The 18,020-nt window shown below is 69.7% G+C and carries 17 protein-coding genes; 7 read left to right on the top strand and 10 right to left on the bottom strand.

What is annotated here, in order from left to right; all coding sequences use genetic code 11:
- The first annotated feature begins 41 nt into the window (after positions 1 to 41).
- Complete coding sequence (locus MK786_RS11900; protein WP_241112451.1) at positions 42 to 395, top strand: iron chaperone; 354 nt, start codon at positions 42 to 44, stop codon at positions 393 to 395.
- An 11-nt stretch (positions 396 to 406) separates the two neighbouring features.
- On the opposite strand, the gene lysE is transcribed toward MK786_RS11900, so the two are convergent.
- Entirely contained in the window at positions 407 to 1,060 is a 654-nt protein-coding gene (gene lysE, locus MK786_RS11895; RefSeq protein ID WP_241112450.1) for an L-lysine exporter, read from the bottom strand.
- Between the two features lie 70 nt (positions 1,061 to 1,130).
- Here lysE and MK786_RS11890 point away from each other — a divergent pair, with 70 nt between their 5' ends.
- A complete protein-coding gene (locus MK786_RS11890; RefSeq protein ID WP_241112449.1) occupies positions 1,131 to 2,021 on the top strand; it encodes a LysR family transcriptional regulator ArgP in 891 nt (296 codons plus the stop codon).
- A gap of 30 nt (positions 2,022 to 2,051) precedes the next feature.
- On the opposite strand, the gene MK786_RS11885 is transcribed toward MK786_RS11890, so the two are convergent.
- The 3 genes from MK786_RS11885 to MK786_RS11875 all read right to left on the bottom strand — a co-directional run bounded on the left by MK786_RS11885 (position 2,052) and on the right by MK786_RS11875 (position 5,445).
- Positions 2,052 to 3,083, bottom strand: coding sequence for an NADP-dependent oxidoreductase (locus MK786_RS11885; protein ID WP_241112448.1), 1,032 nt, complete (start codon positions 3,081 to 3,083; stop codon positions 2,052 to 2,054).
- 128 nt (positions 3,084 to 3,211) lie between these two features.
- On the bottom strand, positions 3,212 to 3,688 hold the full coding sequence (locus MK786_RS11880; protein WP_241112447.1) for a MarR family winged helix-turn-helix transcriptional regulator: 477 nt from the start codon (positions 3,686 to 3,688) through the stop codon (positions 3,212 to 3,214).
- An 11-nt stretch (positions 3,689 to 3,699) separates the two neighbouring features.
- Complete coding sequence (locus MK786_RS11875) at positions 3,700 to 5,445, bottom strand: MDR family MFS transporter (RefSeq protein WP_241112446.1); 1,746 nt, start codon at positions 5,443 to 5,445, stop codon at positions 3,700 to 3,702.
- 161 nt (positions 5,446 to 5,606) lie between these two features.
- On the opposite strand from MK786_RS11875, the gene MK786_RS11870 reads away from it, so the two are divergent.
- Entirely contained in the window at positions 5,607 to 6,110 is a 504-nt protein-coding gene (locus tag MK786_RS11870; RefSeq protein WP_241112445.1) for a 2'-5' RNA ligase family protein, read from the top strand.
- Between the two features lie 23 nt (positions 6,111 to 6,133).
- Here MK786_RS11870 and MK786_RS11865 read toward each other — a convergent pair whose 3' ends face one another.
- Together MK786_RS11865 and MK786_RS11860 are read right to left on the bottom strand one after the other, a co-directional pair.
- Complete coding sequence (locus tag MK786_RS11865; RefSeq protein WP_241112444.1) at positions 6,134 to 6,796, bottom strand: YqaJ viral recombinase family protein; 663 nt, start codon at positions 6,794 to 6,796, stop codon at positions 6,134 to 6,136.
- 63 nt (positions 6,797 to 6,859) lie between these two features.
- Positions 6,860 to 8,296: an XRE family transcriptional regulator gene (locus MK786_RS11860; protein ID WP_241112443.1), complete on the bottom strand. Its 1,437-nt coding sequence runs from the start codon at positions 8,294 to 8,296 to the stop codon at positions 6,860 to 6,862.
- Positions 8,297 to 8,418: 122 nt separating this feature from the next.
- Here MK786_RS11860 and MK786_RS11855 point away from each other — a divergent pair, with 122 nt between their 5' ends.
- Entirely contained in the window at positions 8,419 to 10,302 is a 1,884-nt protein-coding gene (locus tag MK786_RS11855) for a phosphoenolpyruvate carboxykinase (GTP) (protein WP_241112442.1), read from the top strand.
- Between the two features lie 132 nt (positions 10,303 to 10,434).
- Here the strand turns inward: MK786_RS11855 and MK786_RS11850 are convergent, their stop codons facing one another.
- Together MK786_RS11850 and MK786_RS11845 are read right to left on the bottom strand one after the other, a co-directional pair.
- The gene (locus MK786_RS11850) at positions 10,435 to 12,411 is read right to left on the bottom strand and encodes an ABC transporter ATP-binding protein (RefSeq protein WP_241112441.1); all 1,977 of its coding nucleotides are present in this window, start codon (positions 12,409 to 12,411) and stop codon (positions 10,435 to 10,437) included.
- A gap of 26 nt (positions 12,412 to 12,437) precedes the next feature.
- Positions 12,438 to 12,653, bottom strand: a complete 216-nt coding sequence (locus MK786_RS11845) for an AsnC family protein (protein WP_241112440.1) — start codon at positions 12,651 to 12,653, stop codon at positions 12,438 to 12,440.
- Between the two features lie 231 nt (positions 12,654 to 12,884).
- Here MK786_RS11845 and MK786_RS11840 point away from each other — a divergent pair, with 231 nt between their 5' ends.
- The 3 genes from MK786_RS11840 to MK786_RS11830 are packed head-to-tail and all read left to right on the top strand — an operon-like array spanning position 12,885 to position 15,564.
- Entirely contained in the window at positions 12,885 to 13,826 is a 942-nt protein-coding gene (locus MK786_RS11840; protein WP_241112439.1) for an ABC transporter ATP-binding protein, read from the top strand.
- A gap of 32 nt (positions 13,827 to 13,858) precedes the next feature.
- Positions 13,859 to 14,743, top strand: a complete 885-nt coding sequence (locus tag MK786_RS11835) for an ABC transporter permease (protein ID WP_241112477.1) — start codon at positions 13,859 to 13,861, stop codon at positions 14,741 to 14,743.
- Positions 14,740 to 15,564, top strand: a complete 825-nt coding sequence (locus MK786_RS11830; RefSeq protein WP_241112438.1) for an ABC transporter permease — start codon at positions 14,740 to 14,742, stop codon at positions 15,562 to 15,564. Before MK786_RS11835 ends, MK786_RS11830 begins: the two co-directional genes overlap by 4 nt.
- A gap of 325 nt (positions 15,565 to 15,889) precedes the next feature.
- Here the strand turns inward: MK786_RS11830 and MK786_RS11825 are convergent, their stop codons facing one another.
- Positions 15,890 to 17,347 carry an MFS transporter gene (locus tag MK786_RS11825; protein ID WP_241112437.1) on the bottom strand — a complete coding sequence of 486 codons (1,458 nt, stop codon included), beginning with the start codon at positions 17,345 to 17,347 and terminating at the stop codon, positions 15,890 to 15,892.
- 244 nt (positions 17,348 to 17,591) lie between these two features.
- On the bottom strand, positions 17,592 to 17,945 hold the full coding sequence (locus MK786_RS11820; RefSeq protein WP_241112436.1) for a Fe-S protein: 354 nt from the start codon (positions 17,943 to 17,945) through the stop codon (positions 17,592 to 17,594).
- Positions 17,946 to 18,020: the final 75 nt, after the last annotated feature.

Raw genomic sequence — 18,020 nt, 5'->3', positions numbered from 1 at the left:
GTGGGGTGCCGATCGCGAGCGGTCGATGACAGGATGCCTGCATGGGAACCGTGGACGATCTGCTGGCCGAGCTCGACCCCGCCGACCGGCGAGCGATCGCGCACGTGTACGACCTCGCGCGTGACGTAGTGCCCGACGCAGAGCAGGGCCTCGGCTATGGCATGCCTGCGCTCGTCTACCGGGGCAAGCCGCTCATCTCGATCATGCGCGCGAAGAAGCACATCGGCGTCTACCCGTTCAGCCCCGACGCCGTGAGTTCGGTCTCGGGTGCGCTCGCCGATCACCCCGGGATCGGACTCGACAAGGGCACCATACGGTTCCAGCCCGAGCATCCGCTGCCCGACGACGTCGTGCGAGTGCTCGTCGCCGCCCGGCGGGATCAGATCGACGGCTGACCTCGCCGAGGTCAGCGGGGGAGGATGAGGCTCACCCCGAGCCCGATCATGACGACTGCGATCACGGCATCGAGGATCCGCCACGCGCGCGGCGTGGAGAGCCAGCGCCCGAGGTAGCGCGCGCCGAGGGCGAGTCCGAAGAACCAGACGACGCTGGCGGCCATGGCGCCGGACGCGAAGAGCCAGCGCTGATCGCCGTGGGTGCTCGCGACGGTGCCCAGCAGGAAGACCGTGTCGAGGTAGACGTGGGGGTTCAGCCACGTCAGCGCGAGGCAGGTGAGCACCACCGGCAGCAGGCGGGTCCGGGTGGTGATGCCGGGCCGTGTGCGGCCGGGAGCCGGGGCGGAGTCGGCACCGCCGGACGCGTCGAGGCCGTGGTCGGATCCGCGCCACGCGCGCCGCGCGGCGAGCAGTCCGTACACGACCAGGAACGCGGCGCCGGCCCAGCGGACCACGTCGACGAGCCACGGCACCGCCTGCAGCACGAGTCCGACGCCCGAGACGCCCAGTGCGATGAGGAGGGCATCGGATGCCGCGCAGATCGCCGCGACGACGAGGACGTGCTCGCGCCGCAGACCCTGACGCAGCACGAAGAGGTTCTGCGCGCCGATCGCGATGATGAGCGAGAGGCCGAGGCCGAAGCCCGCAAGGACGGAGGTGAGCACACGTCGACGCTAGGCTCACGCACATCTTCAGTCCAGCTCATTATTCTTCAGGTGCATTAGCCTGACTTATGTGAAGATCCCCTTCGAGCTGGCCGAGACCGTCGCGGCGGTCGTCGATGAGGGCACACTCGACGCCGCCGCCCGAAGGCTGCACATCACTCCGTCCGCGGTGAGCCAGCGGATCAAGGTCCTGGAGGAGCAGCTCGGGCGCGTGGTGCTCGTGCGGTCGAAGCCGGTGCGCGCGACCGAGGCGGGCGCGGCGGTCATCCGCCTGGCCCGGCAGGCGGCGCTGCTCGAGCACGACACGCTCGCCGCGCTCGGAGCCGACCCGGATGCCGGCGGCCGCACGTCGGTGCCGCTCGCGGTGAACGCGGACTCCCTGGCCACCTGGTTCCTCGAGCCGCTCGCGAGCCTGTCGCAGCGGCATCCCGTCGTCTTCGAACTGCACCGCGACGACCAGGACTTCACGGCCGGGCTCCTCGAGTCGGGCACCGTGATGGGGGCTGTCACGTCGCGGGCGACGCCGGTGGCGGGATGCCGCGTGAGCGGCCTCGGTGCGATGCGGTACGAGGCGGTGGCCACCCCCGCGTTCGTCGAGCGCTGGCTGGGCGGCGACCGGCGGACCTCTCTCGAGACCGCGCCGGTGGTGGACTTCGACCGACGCGACGACCTGCAGAGGGAGTGGCTGGCGGCGGAGGGGATCGATCCGGCGTTGCCGCCGCGCCACTACGTGCCCGCGTCGAACGACTTCGCCACCGCGGTGCGCCTCGGCCTCGGCTGGGCGCTGCTGCCCACCTTCCAGTCCCACGGGCCGCTCGCGAGCGGTGAGCTCGTGCGTCTCGGCGGGCGGCCCGTGGATGTGGCGCTGCACTGGCAGCAGTGGAATCTGCGCTCGCCGCTCCTCGACGGCATCGCGGACGAGATCGTCACCGAGGGCAGGCGGGTGCTCCGCCGGGCTTGAGCCGGCCGCGAGTGCGCCGGCCACGCACCCTCAATCGTCGCTGACGCGCAGCACGATCTTGCCGCGGGTATGCCCCTCCTCGAGCATGCGGTGCGCTGCGGCGGCCTCGTCGAGCGGGAAGACCCGATCGATGTAGACCTGCACGGCCCCGGAGTCGAGCAGTCGCGCGATCGTCGAGAGTGAGCCGCCGTCGGGGATGACCTTGTAGCTCGTGGCCCGCACGCCCGCCGCCTCGGCGGCCGCGGCGTACTCCGGCCACGAGCCGGTCGCGACGACCACGTACAGGCCGCCGGGCCGCAGCACGTCGAGCGACCGGCTGCCGGTGCTCGCGTGCACGTTGCCGATCAGGTCGATCACCACGTCGACGTCGGCGATGACCTCCTCGAATCGGGTGGTGGTGTGGTCGATGACGACAGCCGCGCCGAGCTCGCGCAGCCACGCGGCGTTGCGTCCCGACGCGGTCGCGGTCACGTGCGCCCCGAAGTACGCGGCGAACTGCACGGCGAAGTGCCCCACGCCGCCGCCGCCGGCATGGATCAGGATGCGCTGACCCTCGTGTGCATGGGCCGTCTCGACGACGAGCCCCCACGCGGTGAGGGCGGCCAGCGGCACACCGGCCGCCTCGACGTGCGAGAGCGAGGCCGGCTTGCGCGCGACGGAGAGGGAGGGCACGACGGCGTACTCGCCGTATGTCCCGCCGGACCGCGGGAAGGCGGTCATGCCGAAGACGGGCGTGCCCGGTGCGAGCGGGTGCGCCTCGTAGGGGCTCTTCACCACCACGCCGCTGAAATCGAAGCCCAGGGTCGATGGGTAGCTGGGGATCTGGGCCGACACACCGGCACCGCGGCGCGTCTTCGCATCGATGGGGTTGACCCCGGCGGCGACGATGCGCACGAGCAGCTCGCTGATCACGGGTGCGGGGACGGGAGTCTGCGCGAGGCGCAGCGCCTCCGGCTCACCGGGAGCGTCGAACACCACGGCGTTCATGGTGGCGGGCGGAGCGGTGACGGCCACCCGTTCGACATCGGAGGCTGTGGCTGATCGCAGCGGCCGGAATCTCATCGGACGCCCCCTTCCGCGCTACATCGTCGTCGGCGGCACTCGCGGCCGCGGTCACGCCAGTCAAGCGCGAGATTGTCTCACCCGTGTTACGCGGGTGCTACCAAGCCGAGAACCCCGCCGAGACGGTGTCAGGGCGAGGACGACTCGTCGGGCGTCACGCCCGCCGTCAGCGCGTGCAGCAGCCGCGACAGGTTGCGGATGTCGTCGAGATCCCACTCCTCCAGCGCGGCCACGAGCGATCGCTCCTGCGGCGCCCGCGCCTCGGCGAGTCGCGTCAGACCCTCGGCGGTCGGCGAGAGCAGGCTCGAGCGCCCGTCGTCGGGGTCGGGCGTGCGCTGGATGAGCCCGAGCTGCTCGAGCTCGCGGACGGTCCGGCTGATCTGGCCTTTGTCGGCCATGAGGCTGTCGGCGAGAGCTGACAGCGTGATCGACTCGCGGCGCACGATCGTCGTGAAGACCTTGTATGCCCCGGGAAGCATGCCGGGGCTGACGCGGCTCGCGTTCTCGGAGATGACCCGCCGGAACCGGTTGATCAGCTCGCCGAACTCCGCCTCGAGGGCGCGCACCGCCTCGGTGCGCGCCTCTCGGGTCTCGTCGTCGGTCATCGTGATCGACATTAGCGCCGGTGGGCGGATGCCTCGTCCGCGCGCGTGTCGGAGGTCTCGGCGGAGCCGCGGGGTGCGGCATCCGTCCTCTCCTCTGCTCCCGTCGCCTCGAGAGCCGACATGCCCTCGGCCGTCGTGATCGTGGCGAGGTCGGCCTCGCTCGCGGCCGCGCGCTCGCTGGTGGTCATGCGGTTCAGCGGGATGTTCGGCAGGAAGACGATCGCGATGAGGCTGATCACGGCCAGCGGCACGGCGATCAGGAACGAGTGGGCGATCGCCTGCGCGTAGATGTCCTCGACGATCACGCGGATCGACTCGGGCAGCGTCGACACCTGCGGGATGGTGCCCGACTGGAGCTGCTCCGCGATGGCCGCGCCCTTCTCGCCGAGCTTCGCGATGGCGGCGCCGATGTCTTCCTTCCGCACGCCGAACAGGTCGGTGGCCGACGTCGCGAGGGCCGCGCCCATGACCGAGACGCCGACCGTGCCGCCGAGGCTGCGGAAGAACGCGACACCGGAGCTGGCGACGCCGATCTCACTGGGCTTCGAGGTGTTCTGCACGATGAGCAACAGGTTCTGCATCGTCATTCCGACGCCCGAGCCGAGCAGGAACATGTACAGCGCCACGAGCACGAAGTGGGTGTCGTAGTGGATCGTCGACAGCAGGTACGAGCCGGCGATGAGCAGGACGCCGCCGACGATGAGGTACGGCTTCCAGTGGCCGTGACGGGTGACGAGACCGCCGATGACGATGGAGGCGATCAGCAGGCCCGCGATCATCGGGATGGTCATGAGGCCGGCCTCGGTGGGGGTCGCGCCGCGCGCGAGCTGCATGTACTGGCTCAGGTAGACCGACGTGCCGAACATCGCGATGCCGATGGAGATCGACGCGATCACGGCGAGCGTGAACGTGCGGTCGCGGAACAGGGTGAGCGGGATGAGCGGCTCCGCCGAGCGCAGCTCGACGATGACGAAGGCGACCGCGGCCAGCAGCGCGCCGCCGACCATGAGGACCGTCTCGGTGCTCCACCAGTCGTAGTCCGAGCCGGCGTTGGTGACCCAGATGAGCACCAGTGAGACGGCGGTCGACAGCAGCACGATGCCGAGGTAGTCGATGCGTGCCTTGGTCTTCGGGCGTACGGGCAGGTGCAGTGTGCGCTGGAGCATGATGAGCGCGGCGACCGCGAACGGCACAGCGATGTAGAAGTTCCAGCGCCAGTCGATCGTGTCGGTGATGAACCCCCCGAGCAGGGGCCCACCGACGGTCGCGACGGCCATGACGGCGCCGAAGAGACCCATGTAGCGGCCCCGCTCACGCGGGCTGATGATGTCGGCCATGATGATCTGGCTGAGCGCCGCGAGACCACCCGCGCCGATGCCCTGCACCGCGCGGAACGCGATGAGCGTGCCCGGGTCCTGCGAGAAGCCGGCGGCCGCCGTGGCCACGACGAAGATGACGATCGAGAGCTGGATGAGCAGCTTGCGATTGAAGAGGTCGGCGAGCTTCCCCCAGATCGGGGTCGAGATCGCCGTGGTCAGCAGGGTGGCGGTGACGACCCAGGTGAACGCCGCCTGGTCGCCGCCGAGGTCGTGGACGATGACGGGGAGCGAGGTCGAGACGACCGTCGACGCGAGCATCGACACGAACATGCCGAGCAGCAGGCCCGTGAGCGCCTGCAGGATGCGGCGGTGCCGGTGCGCGTCGTCGGGTGCGCCGGCGGCAGTGGTGATCGATCCGGTCGCGGCGGAAGATGCCATGGAGAGTCCTTCTGTGCAGCGGAAGAGGGGGAGTCTGCGGCGGCGGCGTCCGCGAATGGTTGATGCAAGTCAAAAGTTGATTAGAGTCAACTATAGGTCTTATCGTTGATATCAGTCAACTATTCCCTGACGCGTGAGCTGAGACGGGGAGGATGGGGGCCATGTTCAGTGTCGAACTGGTGCCGGATGCCGCGATCGAGGCCGCGGTGCGCGATGACTGGGCGCGGCTCGAGCGTGCAGACCTGCCGAACTCAGGTCGCAACCCGTCCGCGAGCAACCGGCCTCACGTCACGCTCGCGGTCCGCGACGAGCTCGCAGCAGAGAGCGTCCGCGGGGCGGATGAGCACCTGCCGCTGCCGCTCGAACTGAGCGGGATCCTGCTCTTCCCGCGACGGCGCGGGGTCGTCGTGGCGCGGCACGTGGTCGTCTCCGGTGCGCTCCTGGCGCTTCATCGAGAGATCGCAGAGCGGCTGGGCACCCCGCCCCCGCGCTACGCCAACACGGCCGTCGGCCGGTGGACGCCGCATGTCACTCTGGCACGCAGCGTGCCGTCCGCCGAGGTCGCGCCGGTGCTCGCCACGATCAAGGCCGAGCACGTCGTCGGCGAGGCGGTCGGTCTGCGCGTGTGGGATGCCGCGGCCAAGACGATCACGACCCTGCGCTGAGGTGCGGCGGAGTCCCGGCAGCGCTAGTCGGCCAGTGCCAGCGCACGGAAGGGCTGACGCGGAGCCGTGGGCTGCGGCATCCGCTCGCCCCCCGGAGGGCGCGTCCTGGACGTGCGGTGGTAGAGCTCGTCGATGAGAGCCGTCGCCAGCTTCACCAGCTTGGCGATCTCGGCCTCATCGCGGTCGACCCAGGCGCACCGCGGCTCGTCGTCGACGGGGACGAAGCCGTCGTGCTGCTCCCACGCGACGAGGGTGCGCTCTGCGCCGAGCACATGCTGCTGCCACCACACCTGACGAAGGTACGAACGGGGGATGCTGCGCCACGGCTTGTTCGTCGTCTTGATCTCGCTGAGGGTGACGCGCCCGCCGGAGTCGACGCCGATGCCGTCAGGCGTCGCGAGGTGGCGCTTCTCGACCACCGCGTGGAACAGCGCCGACGACGGCCGGATGCCGTGCGTCGCGGCGACCCACGCCGCGATCTCGGGCTCCCGCGCGCGCCCGTGCGCGGTGTAGGCGTTGCCCGAGAACCCCGACCCCATCAGCTTGGCGTCGGCGGCGCGGGCGATGGCCCGCTCCGATGTCAGGGCAGCGACATCGGTCGCTGTGATTCCGCGTGATCGCGCCCGCACCCACGCCACCCGGTCGCGGGAGTCCGCGACGATGCGGGCGGCGAGTTCCGGGGTCACCACTCGAGGCTACGCCGCCGGCGCGACATCCGCCGCCACGACCCGCGTCTGCGGTGAGGATGGTCAGGCGTGGCGCTCGAGGAAGGCGTAGACCTCGTTGTCGTCGACGCCGGGGAACGAGCCGCGGGGGAGCGGCGAGAACATCTGCATGTGCACGCGGGCGCTCGGCCACGCCTTGCCCGCCCAGCGCTCGGCGACGTCGGCCGCAGGCCGGCGGCAGCACGACTCGTCGGGGCAGGTCGACGTCGCGCGCTTCTGCGTCTCGCGGCCGCGGAACCACCGCGCGTCATCGAACGGAACGCCGACGGTGATCGAGAACTCGCCCTCGGACGTGGTGCCGGTCTGCGTGGAGCACCAGTACGTCCCCGCCGGGGTGTCGGTGTACTGGTAGTGCTCGGTCGTGCGGTTCTGCTCCGAGAACGCCGCCCGTGCCGAGAACTTGCGGCACGCGATCTGCCCGTCGACGGCGCCCGTGACATCGGCCGGAAGCGGCAGGTCGTCGTTCTCGTACACGCGGGTGATGGCGCCCGAGCCGTCGACGCGGAGGAAGTGCAGCCGGATGCCGAGGTGCTGCGTCGCGAGGTTGGTCAGGCGCATGCCCGCCGCCTCGTGCGTCACGCCGAACGCGTCGCGGAAGTCCTCGACCGCCAGGTTGCGGTCCTTCTTCGCCTGCTGAAGGAACGCGACCGACGCGGTCTCGGGCATGAGGCAGCACGCCGCGTAGTAGTTGATCTCGAGGCGCTGCTGCAGGAAGTCGGCGTAGTCGGTGGGGCGCTTGTGGCCGAGCAGGCGGTGAGCCATCGCCTGCAGTGCCATCGAGCGCAGACCGTGGCCGCCCGGAATGGATGCCGGTGGAAGGTAGATGCGGCCGTGCTCGAGGTCGGTGACCGAGCGAGCCGAGTGGGGCAGGTCGTTCACGTAGATCAGCTCGAAGCCGAGCTTCTCGGCCATGATGCTGACCGTGCGATGCGTCAGGGCGCCCGACACGTGCCCGGCGGCCTTGAGCTGCTTCTCGGCCAGCTTCTCGATGTCAGGGAGGTAGTTGTCGAGGTCGCGCATCTTGAGGCGCAGCTCGGTGTTCGCGCGACGCGCCTCCTCGGGTGTCGCGATGGCTTCGCGCTCGCGGCGCTGCAGCTCGCGGTGGAGGCCGAGGATCGACTCGATCGTGTCGTCGGCCATGCCCTTGGTGACCTTCACCGGCGCGATCCCGAGCTGACGGAACACCGAGCTCGCCTGCGCGCGCTCCAGCTCGATCTCGAGCGCGGCCCGTCGGTTCGGGGGCTCGGACGACAGCAGATCGCCGACATCGACACCGGTCGCCGTGGCGATCGCCTGAAGCAGGGAGAGCTTGGGCTCGCGCTTGCCGTTCTCGATCAGGCTGAGCTGACTGCCGGCGACGCCGACGCGCTCGCCCAGCTCATCGAGGGTGAAGCCGTGCGAGATGCGCTGATGACGGATGCGGTGGCCCAGGGTCGACAGTTCGAGAGCGGTAGGGGGCATTCCTTGATGATAGCGAAAGAATTGGAAGTCTTGACACGCCCGGCGGTGCGAAGACGTCATGTAATGCAACGAAAGTAGAGGAAGACCTCAGTTCTGAACGTCTCATCGAAGAGGAGCGACCCATGGCCCTTGCGGACATCTTCACCCGGCCCGAAGGTTCGAGCGCGACACGCCCTGATGCCGTGAGCCGCGCCTACGGTCAGCTGCCCACGATCCCGGGGCCCGGAATGGCCGAGCTGGTGGCGTGGGTCGACGAGATCAGTGCGCTGACCAAGCCCGACCGGGTGCATTGGGTCGACGGCAGCCGGGCCGAGAACGACGCACTCCTGCGCGAGATGGTCGACGAAGGCAAGCTGATCAAGCTCAACCCCGAGTGGCGTCCGGGCTCGTACCTCGCGCGGTCGCACCCGAGTGACGTCGCCCGCACCGAGGCGCGCACCTTCATCGCCTCGGAGCGTGAGGAGGACGCGGGCCCCACGAACAACTGGGCCGACCCCGACGAGATCCGCGCGACCATCACCCCGCTCTTCGACGGGTCGATGCGCGGTCGCACGATGTACGTGGTCCCCTTCTCCATGGGCGCCGTCGGCGGCCCGCTCTCGCACATCGGCGTGCAGATCACCGACAGCGCGTACGCCGTCGCCTCGATCGAGATCATGACGCGCGTAGGCACCGAGGTGCTGCGCGAGATCGCCGGAGGGGCCCCCTGGGTCAAGACGGTCCACTCGGTCGGCGCCCCGCTCGAACCCGGCGAGGCCGACGTCGCGTGGCCGTGCAACGACGAGAAGTACATCGTCCACTTCCCCGACACGCTCGAGGTGTGGTCGTACGGCTCCGGCTACGGCGGCAACGCGATCCTGGCCAAGAAGTGCTTCGCGCTGCGCATCGCCTCGGTGATCGGCCGCAACGAGGGCTGGCTCGCCGAGCACATGCTGCTCATCCGCGTCATCGATCCGGCCGGCCGTGCCTACCACCTGGCCGCGGCGTTCCCGTCGGCGTGCGGCAAGACCAACCTTGCGATGCTGCGTCCGACGATCCCCGGCTGGCGCGTCGAGACACTCGGCGACGACATCGCGTGGCTGCGGCCCGGCGAGGACGGCCGCTTGTGGGCCATCAACCCCGAGGCCGGCTTCTTCGGCGTCGCGCCGGGCACCGGCGAGTCGACCAACGTCACCGCGGTCGAGACGCTGTGGGGCAACACGATCTTCACCAACGTCGCGCTCCGCCCCGACGGCGACGTGTGGTGGGAAGGGCTCACCGACGAGGCGCCTGCCGAGCTCATCGACTGGGAGGGCAACCCCTGGACGCCGGCATCCGGTCGCCCCGCCGCCCACCCCAACTCGCGCTTCACGGTCGCTGCGGCCCAGTGCCCGCAGATCGCGCCCGACTGGGATGCGCCCGAGGGCGTGCCGCTCGATGCGATCCTCTTCGGCGGTCGCCGCGCCACGAACGTGCCGCTCGTCGTCGAGGCCACGGACTGGACGCACGGCGTCTTCCTCGGCTCGAACATCTCGTCTGAGCGCACCGCGGCCGCGGAAGGCACTGTCGGCGAGCTGCGCCGCGACCCGTTCGCGATGCTGCCGTTCTGCGGCTACAACATGGCGGACTACTTCGGCCACTGGCTGAAGGTCGGGCAGAAGCTGCGCTTCGACCGTGCTCCGCGGATCTTCCAGGTCAACTGGTTCCGCAAGGGGACGGACGGCCGGTTCCTGTGGCCGGGCTTCGGCGACAACTCGCGCGTCATCGACTGGATCATCCGTCGCCTCGACAACGAGGTGGCTGCCGTCGAGAGCCCGATCGGCCGCCTGCCCCGCTCCGAGGACCTCGACCTCGACGGCATCGACGTGTCGCAGGCCGACCTCGACGAGCTGTTCGCGATCGACCCTGCCCTGTGGCTCCACGAGGCAGATCTGACCGAGGAGTTCTACCGCACGTTCGACGGCCGCGTGCCGGCGCCGCTGTGGGCCGAGCTCGCCGCACTGCGGTACCGCCTGCAACGCGCCTGAGCGGTCTTGGAGGATGCCCCGGCCCCGCACCTGTGCGGCGGGTCCGGGGCATCCGCCTGTCCCCGTGGTCTCTCCTGGGAGATCGCGACACTCAGCCGAGCGCTCGGGGCGGGCGCAGTCGACCGAGACAGATCACACCAGGAGCTGGTGCTTCGCGAGGTCGCGGTAGAGGGGGGTCGACGCGACGAGCTCGGAATGCGTGCCCTCTCCGACCACGCGGCCGTGCTCCATCACGACGATGTGGTCGCTGTCCACGACGGTCGACAGGCGGTGCGCGATCACGATGAGCGTGCGGCCGGCGGCCACCGCGTCGATCGCCTCGCGCATGCGCTGCTCGTTCAGGCCGTCGAGCGACGAGGTCGACTCGTCGAGCAGCAGGATCGGCGGCGCGGCCAGCAGCGCCCGCGCGATCGCGAGGCGCTGGCGTTCGCCGCCCGACAGCATCACTCCGCTCTCGCCGACGGGAGCGTCCAGGCCCAGGGGATTGCGGTCGAGCACCTCGCCGAGGTTCACCGCACGCAGCACCGCGTCGCATTCCTCGTCCGTCGCGTCGGGCGAGGCGAGGCGCAGGTTGTCGCCTATGGTTCCGGCGAGGGTCGGAGCGTCCTGCTCCACATAGCCCAGCCGGGCCCGCAGGTCCGTGCGGTCGAGGGCGCGCACGTCCGTCCCCTCCAGGAGGATCGCCCCGCCGGTCGGGTCGTAGAAGCGCTCGATGAGCGCCAGCGTCGTGCTCTTGCCCGCGCCCGACGGGCCGACGAGCGCCACCCGGGCGCCGCGGGGCACCGAGAACGATACGCCGCGCAGCACCTCGGCCGCGGCATCCGATTCCCGCGCTCCGTCGAGGGATGCGTCGTCGCGCACGATCGCGCGCGCGTCGACGTGCGCGTTCTCGAGCACCGCGAGGGCCTCCGTCTCGGCCTCGCGGCGGGCCGCCACGACGGCTGCGGGGTAGCGGAAGCGCACGTCGCGGAACTCGATCGCAGGGGTGTCGGAAGGGGACGCGGCATCCGTCGATCGCTCGATGGCGCGGGCGATCGCCTCGTCGTCCTGCGACTCGGTCGGAAGGTCGAGCACCTCCTGGATGCGCCCGAGCGCGCCGAGGGCCTGATTGACCGATGTGATGGCGCCGAAGAACGAGCCGAGCGGCGCGATCAGCATGAAGAGGAACATGATGAAGGTCACGAGGCTGGCGATGCCGATGGCGCCGGAGGCGACGCGGTAGCCGCCGAGCCCGATGACGACCAGGAGCGAGACCTGCAGGGCGATGCCGGCGATCGGCACGACCAGCGCCGACACCTTCGCGATGCGCACGCCGACCCCGTACGCCTCGGTCGCGCGCTCGGTGACCGCTGACACCTCCCGCTCCGTCGCGCCCGAGGCGCGCACGGTGCGGATCGAGCCGACGGCGCGCTCCACGCCGGACGCCAGTTCGCCGACCTTCTCCTGCTGCTCGGTGGAGGCGGTGCGGATGCGTCCGCTGAGCGCCGTGACCGCGAGCACCGAGATCCCGATCACGAGCACGATCAGGGCGAGCAGCACCCAGTCGATGAGGGCCATCGCGATGAGGGCGCCGACGAAGAGCAGCGCGTTGCCGATCGCGTCGGCGAGCCCCTGGGTGAGCACTGCGTAGAGCAGTGTCGTGTCGCTGCCGACGCGCGACACGAGGTCGCCGGTGCGGCGGGCGTCGAACTCGCTGACGGGCAGGTGGAAGATGCGCGCGATGAGCTTGCGCCGGCTCGAGTAGACGACGGCGGTGCCGGTGCGCTGCAGCAGGTAGTGCTGCCAGCCCGAGATGAGCGAGGCGGCGATGACGAATCCGACGAGGGCCCACAGCAGCATTCCGAGCGGCAGGCTGTTCTGCACCCGCTCGATCACCAGGCCGACGAGCAGCGGCTGCGCGAGCATCGCCACCGCGCTCAGAACGCTCAGCACCGCGACCACGACGAGCGTGCGCTTGTGCTCGAAGAGGAACGGCAGCAGCTGGCCGAAGGTCGCGCGGGGGCCGTCGTCGTTCGTGCGCCGGCGGCCGCGTCCGGGGCGGCCGTGGGTCGGCGCGGCCGCGAGGGTGGGGGCGGGGGCGGTCGCGTCGTCGAGTTCGGCGGAGGGCATGGCGGTACCTCGTTCGTGCGTGGGGGTCACCTTCGACCGTACTTCCTGTGGACGGCCTGCTTCGTCACGCCCAGGGCGCCGGCGATCGCCTGCCAGGAGTACCCGAGGTTGCGCGCCTTGCGTACCTGCACCTCTTCGGCGCGGGCCAGTTCACGGCGCACGTCGGCGAGCCGGTGCAGCTCGGCGATGGGCTCGCGCTCGGGGGCCGAGCCGATGAGGATGCGCAGGTCGTCGCCGCTCACGGGTCTCCTTCGGTGAGGGATGCCTCGGGGGCGGGCATCCCGCGTCAACAGTAGTTGACGCGTTCCCGGGTTGTCAACATACGTTGACGTCGGTGGGTGGTGCGGCCGGGTTGCGCGTTCCTCCGTGATGAGACACGCCGCACGGGATCTTCGGGCGGCGCGCGAAGGTCGGCGAGTCGCCTGACTGCGGACCCGTGTGTGGGTGTCCGCGCGCGGGGTTAGGGTTGTCCGGTGCCTGCCCCCGTGATCGATGCGAAGAACCTCGTCAAGGCCTACAAGGTCAAAGGAAAGCCCGACTTCCTGGCTGTCGACGGCCTGTCGTTCGAGGTGGCTCCAGGCGAGTCGTTCGGCCTCCTCGGGCCCAATGGAGCGGGCAAGTCCACGACGATGAAGATGATCGGCGCGGTGTCGACGCGCACCGACGGCGACCTGTCGATCCTCGGGCTCGATCCCGACCGCTACGGGCCCGAGATCCGGTCCCGGCTCGGCGTCGTGCCGCAGCAGGACAACCTCGACGGCGAGCTGAACGCCCGCGAGAACCTCTACATCTACGGCCGGTACTTCGGCCTGCCCGGAAAAGTCTGCGCACAGAAGGCCGACGAGCTGCTCGCGTTCGCCGCGCTCGAAGACAAGGCCAAGAGCAAGGTCGACGCACTCTCGGGCGGCATGAAGCGACGCCTGACGATCGCGCGCGGCCTGATCAACGACCCGCGCATCCTGCTGCTCGACGAGCCGACCACGGGCCTCGACCCGCAGGCCCGCCACGTGCTGTGGGATCGCCTGTTCCGGCTCAAGGAGCGCGGCACCACCCTCGTGCTCACGACGCACTACATGGACGAGGCCGAGCAGCTCTGCGACCGCCTGATCGTGGTCGACAAGGGGCGCATCATGGCCGAGGGCACGCCGGCCTCGCTCATCCGCGACCACTCCAGTCGCGAAGTGCTCGAGGTGCGCTTCGGCTCCGACCGCAACGAGCAGGTCGCCCCGCAGCTGCAGGGCATCGGGGACCGCGTCGAGGTGCTGCCCGACCGGGTGCTCGTCTACGCCGGCGACGGCGAGGCGGCGCTCGAGCAAGTGACCCAGCGCGGACTGCATCCTGTCACGAGCCTCGTGCGCCGCTCGAGCCTCGAAGACGTCTTCCTGCGTCTCACCGGACGGTCGCTGATCGAATGAGCGGCGCACTTCCTCCCGATGACGGCGGGCGGATGCCGCACCCGCCGCACACCGCTGTCACCACCGACGCGAGCCTCGACGAGCTTCGCGCCGAGGCGATGGAGTGGGGTCGCAAGCCCCGCGGCCTCGGCACTTTCTACGTCACCGAGCACATGGTGCGCGCGATGCGCGCCTACGGCTGGACGATCATCATCGGCGCGCTCGGGCAGCCCGTGCTCTATCTCCTCGGGCTCGCGGTCGGGCTCGCGGCCCTCATCGACGCGCCCATCGACGTGGGAGGACAGCAGGTTCCGTACCTGGTGTTCGTGGCGCCGGCCCTGCTCATGACGTCCGCCGTCGCGGTGGCCTCCGAGGAGTTCACCTATCCGGTCATGGCCGGGTTCAAGTGGCGCCGCTACTTCTACGGCTTCAACGCCTCGCCGCTGTCTTCGGGGCAGATCGCCAACGGCGTCGTCGCCGGCGCCGCCGCCCGCATGGGCGTGACGGTGGTGCTCTACTTCCTCTTCATCGTGCTGTTCTTCGCGTGGCTGCAGCCCGACGCGACGCGCCCTGGCACGGCGTGGCTGGCGATCTTCATCGCGCTGCTCGGCGGGCTCTCGTTCGGCACGCCGCTGCTCGCGTACGCCGCATCGATCGAAGACGACAAGGGTCAGTTCGCCCTCGTGCAGCGATTCGTCTTCATGCCGATGTTCCTGTTCTCGGGCACGTTCTATCCGCTCAGCGCGCTGCCCGACTGGCTGGAGTGGATCGGCTGGGTCTCGCCGCTGTGGCACGCCACCGAGCTCGGTCGCGTCGTGACCTACGGCCAGCCGTCGCCGCCGACCCTGATCGTCGTGCACGTGGTCTACCTGCTGGCCCTGGCGATCGGCGGACTCGTCGTCGGCCGCCGGCTGTTCGAACGGAGGCTCGCGAAGTGAGCGTGGCGACGGCGACCGGAGCACCCATCCGAGCCGGCGGCGTGCGCGCGCTGTGGGCGGGCAACCCCCACTCCGTGGTGCAGCGGGGGCTCATCGCGGCGCGTTCGTCGAGCTGGATCGTCGTCCTCTCGGGCTTCTTCGAGCCGGTGTTCTACCTCGCATCGATGGGCATCGGGCTGGGCTCGATCATCGGAGACGTCGAGACGTCGAGCGGCGCCCAGGTCTCGTATGCGGCGTTCATCGCACCGGCGCTGCTGGCTGTCTCGGCGATGAACGGCGCGATCTACGACTCCACGTGGAACGTGTTCTTCAAGCTGAACTACGGCAAGCTCTACGAGGGCATGCTGGCGACGTCGCTCGGCCCGCTCGATGTGGCGCTCGGCGAGATCATGTACGCCTTGCTGCGCGGCCTGCTCTACGCGACGGGCTTCATGATCATCATGCAGATCCTCGGGCTCAACCTCGCGTGGACGGCCATTCTGGCGATCCCCGCCGTGCTCCTCATCGCGTTCGGCTTCGCGAGCCTCGGCATGGCGGTGACGAGCTACATGAAGACCTTCCAGCACATGGACTGGATCAACTTCGTGCTGCTGCCGATGTTCCTGTTCTCGGCGACGCTGTACCCGATCTCGGTCTACCCCGAGTGGATTCAGCACGTCATCATGGCCTTCCCGCTCTGGCACGGCGTCGAGCTCGTGCGCGGTCTCACGACGGGCATCCTCACGCCCGAGATGTGGTGGCACGTGCTCTACTTCGTCGTCATGATCGGCATCGGCTTGGTCTTCACCACGAAGCGCCTTCGCGCCCTCTTCCTGGACTGACGTCGTACGGTCGGGATCACTTCCCGCACTGCGGTTCGGTCGTCACGCCGTCGCTCGGAGTGCCGGGCACGCATGCCCACGTCGGCCTCTCGTGAACCGGCACCGGGTCGTCGCGGCTATCAGTGCCTTGTCCTGTGCTCCTTGTCTCCGCCAGAGACGGGGATCGCGCTCCACCGTGCGCTCGCGCGCCCGTTTCCTGCAAAAGTTGCGCGCTCCGGCGGCAGCGCTTGCAGGAAACGGCAGCGCGAGCGACGAGCACCGACACGAAGACAGCGGATGCCGCGGCCCACGCAGGGCCGCGGCATCCGCTCGTCTGTTACTGGCGCTACAGCGAGCCGGTCTCGCCGAGACCGAGGTTGTCGTCGTAATCGACGTCCTTGGTCTCCTTCGAGAGCGCCAGCGCGATGATCGTCAGCACGGCGGAGCCGGTGAGATAGACGCCGACCAGCCACGGCTGGCCGCCAGTCGCCGCCCACAGGGCGACGGCGACGATCGGCGCGAGCGCGGCACCGAGGATGGACGACACGTTGTACGAGATCGCCGATCCGGTGTAGCGGACGTTCGTCGGGAAGAGCTCCGGCAGGATCGCCCCCATCGGGCCGAAGGTCGCGCCCATGAGCATGAAGCCGAAGATCAGGAACGCCTGCACGAGCGCGCCCGTGAACATCGGATCGAGCTGCGGCAGCAGGAAGACGTTGAACGTCAGGCCGAACACCGCGATCGCGGCCGTCACCCAGAGCAGGAGCTTGCGGCGCCCGATCGCGTCGGCGACGGGGCCGGACAGCAGCGTGAAGATGCCGAAGAACACCACGCCGATGATCTGCATGATGACGAAGTCGGTGTAGCCGAAGCCGAGTCCGGGAATGTACGTCGCGGCGTCGAACGGTGTGCCGGCCGCCTCGGCGGCTGACCGGGCCGTCTCGGTCGCCGCCTTCGTGCCGTACGACAGCGTGAAGCTCGTCATCAGGTAGAAGAGCACGTAGGTCGCCAGCATGATGAACGTGCCGAGGATGAGCTGCCACCAGTGCTTGCGGATGGTCTCGCCCAGCGGGAACTTGCGGATCGCGCCCTTCGCCTCAGCCTTGGTGAACGTCTCGGACTCGACCAGGCGCAGACGCACCCAGAGGCCGATGATCACCATGACGGCGGAGAACAGGAACGGCACGCGCCACCCCCACGCGAGAAAGGCCTCGGAGCGCTGAGCGGCGCCCTCGGGGTGCGGGAGGGCGAAGTTGATCAGCAGGAAGATCGTGTTGGCGATGATGAAGCCGAGCGGGGCGCCCAGCTGGGGGAACGTGCCGTACCAGGCGCGCTTGCCGGCCGGCGCGTTCTCGGTCGCTACCAGCGCGGCTCCCGACCACTCGCCGCCGAGGGCGAAGCCCTGCGCGAGGCGGAGGATGAGCAGGAGGAGCGCGGCCCAGAGGCCGATCTCGTTGAACGTGGGCAGGAATCCGATGAGGAAGGTCGCGATGCCCATCGTGAGCAGCGAGGCGACGAGCGTCGCCTTTCGGCCGAACTTGTCGCCGAAGTGCCCGAAGACGACGGCGCCCAAGGGGCGGGCCACCATGGCCGCACCGAACACGCCGAACGAGGCGAGCAGCGCGGTGGTCTCGTTCCCGGTGGGGAAGAAGAGGATCGGGAAGACCAGCACGGCGGCGGTCGCGTAGACGTAGAAGTCGTAGAACTCGATCGTCGTGCCGACCAGGCTTGCGGTGATGACCCTCGAACGGGGATTCGCGGGGGTGGTCGTGGGGGAGGGTGCGGATGCAGTGGGGGAAGACATTCAATACCTGTGGAGCGCGAAGCGGAGCATCCTCGTGGGACGAGTGGTGGGCAGGCGCTCGACGCAGGGTGACGCATCAGGCGGCTCTGCACTGGGTCACCGGGAGCCGGGACTGATCACCCGACTCCGAAGAACAACCCTAACCCGCGTGCAGCGGTACGAGGCGGCGGCTGCCGCCGGAAGACAGCGATCGGATGCCGCGGCCGGGCCGCGGCATCCGATCGATGGGTTGTCTGCTTCCGGCTCAGCGCCAGAGCACGGCGACCGCGGCGTTGGCGAGCGTGAGCAGGCCGATCGACCAGAAGATGGCCGGCGGTACCGAGCCGGTCTTGCGCTGGCGGCCGGCACCGATGCCGAGCAGGGCGCCGATGATCAGCAGGATCACGAGCTTCACACCGATCTTGGTGTAGTTCAGGTCGTAGTCGATGCCCCATGGCGCGGCCAGGATGAGCCCGGCGACGCCGGCGATCGCAAGGCCCCAGTGCATCAGGCGCGTGATGCCGCGGTGCCCGTTGACGAGTTCGACGACCCACGCTCCGAAGAGGATCGCGAACCCGACGAGGTGGAACAGCAGGACGAGGTGGCGAAGGAACTCCATGGACGTCACGGTATGCCCGTCGCGCCCCGACCGCCAGCAAGGCGCGCCTCACCGGGGCTCACCGGTTCGGCATCG

The organism is Microbacterium sp. CFH 31415, assembly GCF_022538185.1.
Taxonomy (GTDB): domain Bacteria; phylum Actinomycetota; class Actinomycetes; order Actinomycetales; family Microbacteriaceae; genus Microbacterium.
The sequence above is the reverse complement of the archived record's forward strand: the minus strand, read 5'-3'. Positions and strand labels throughout refer to the sequence as shown.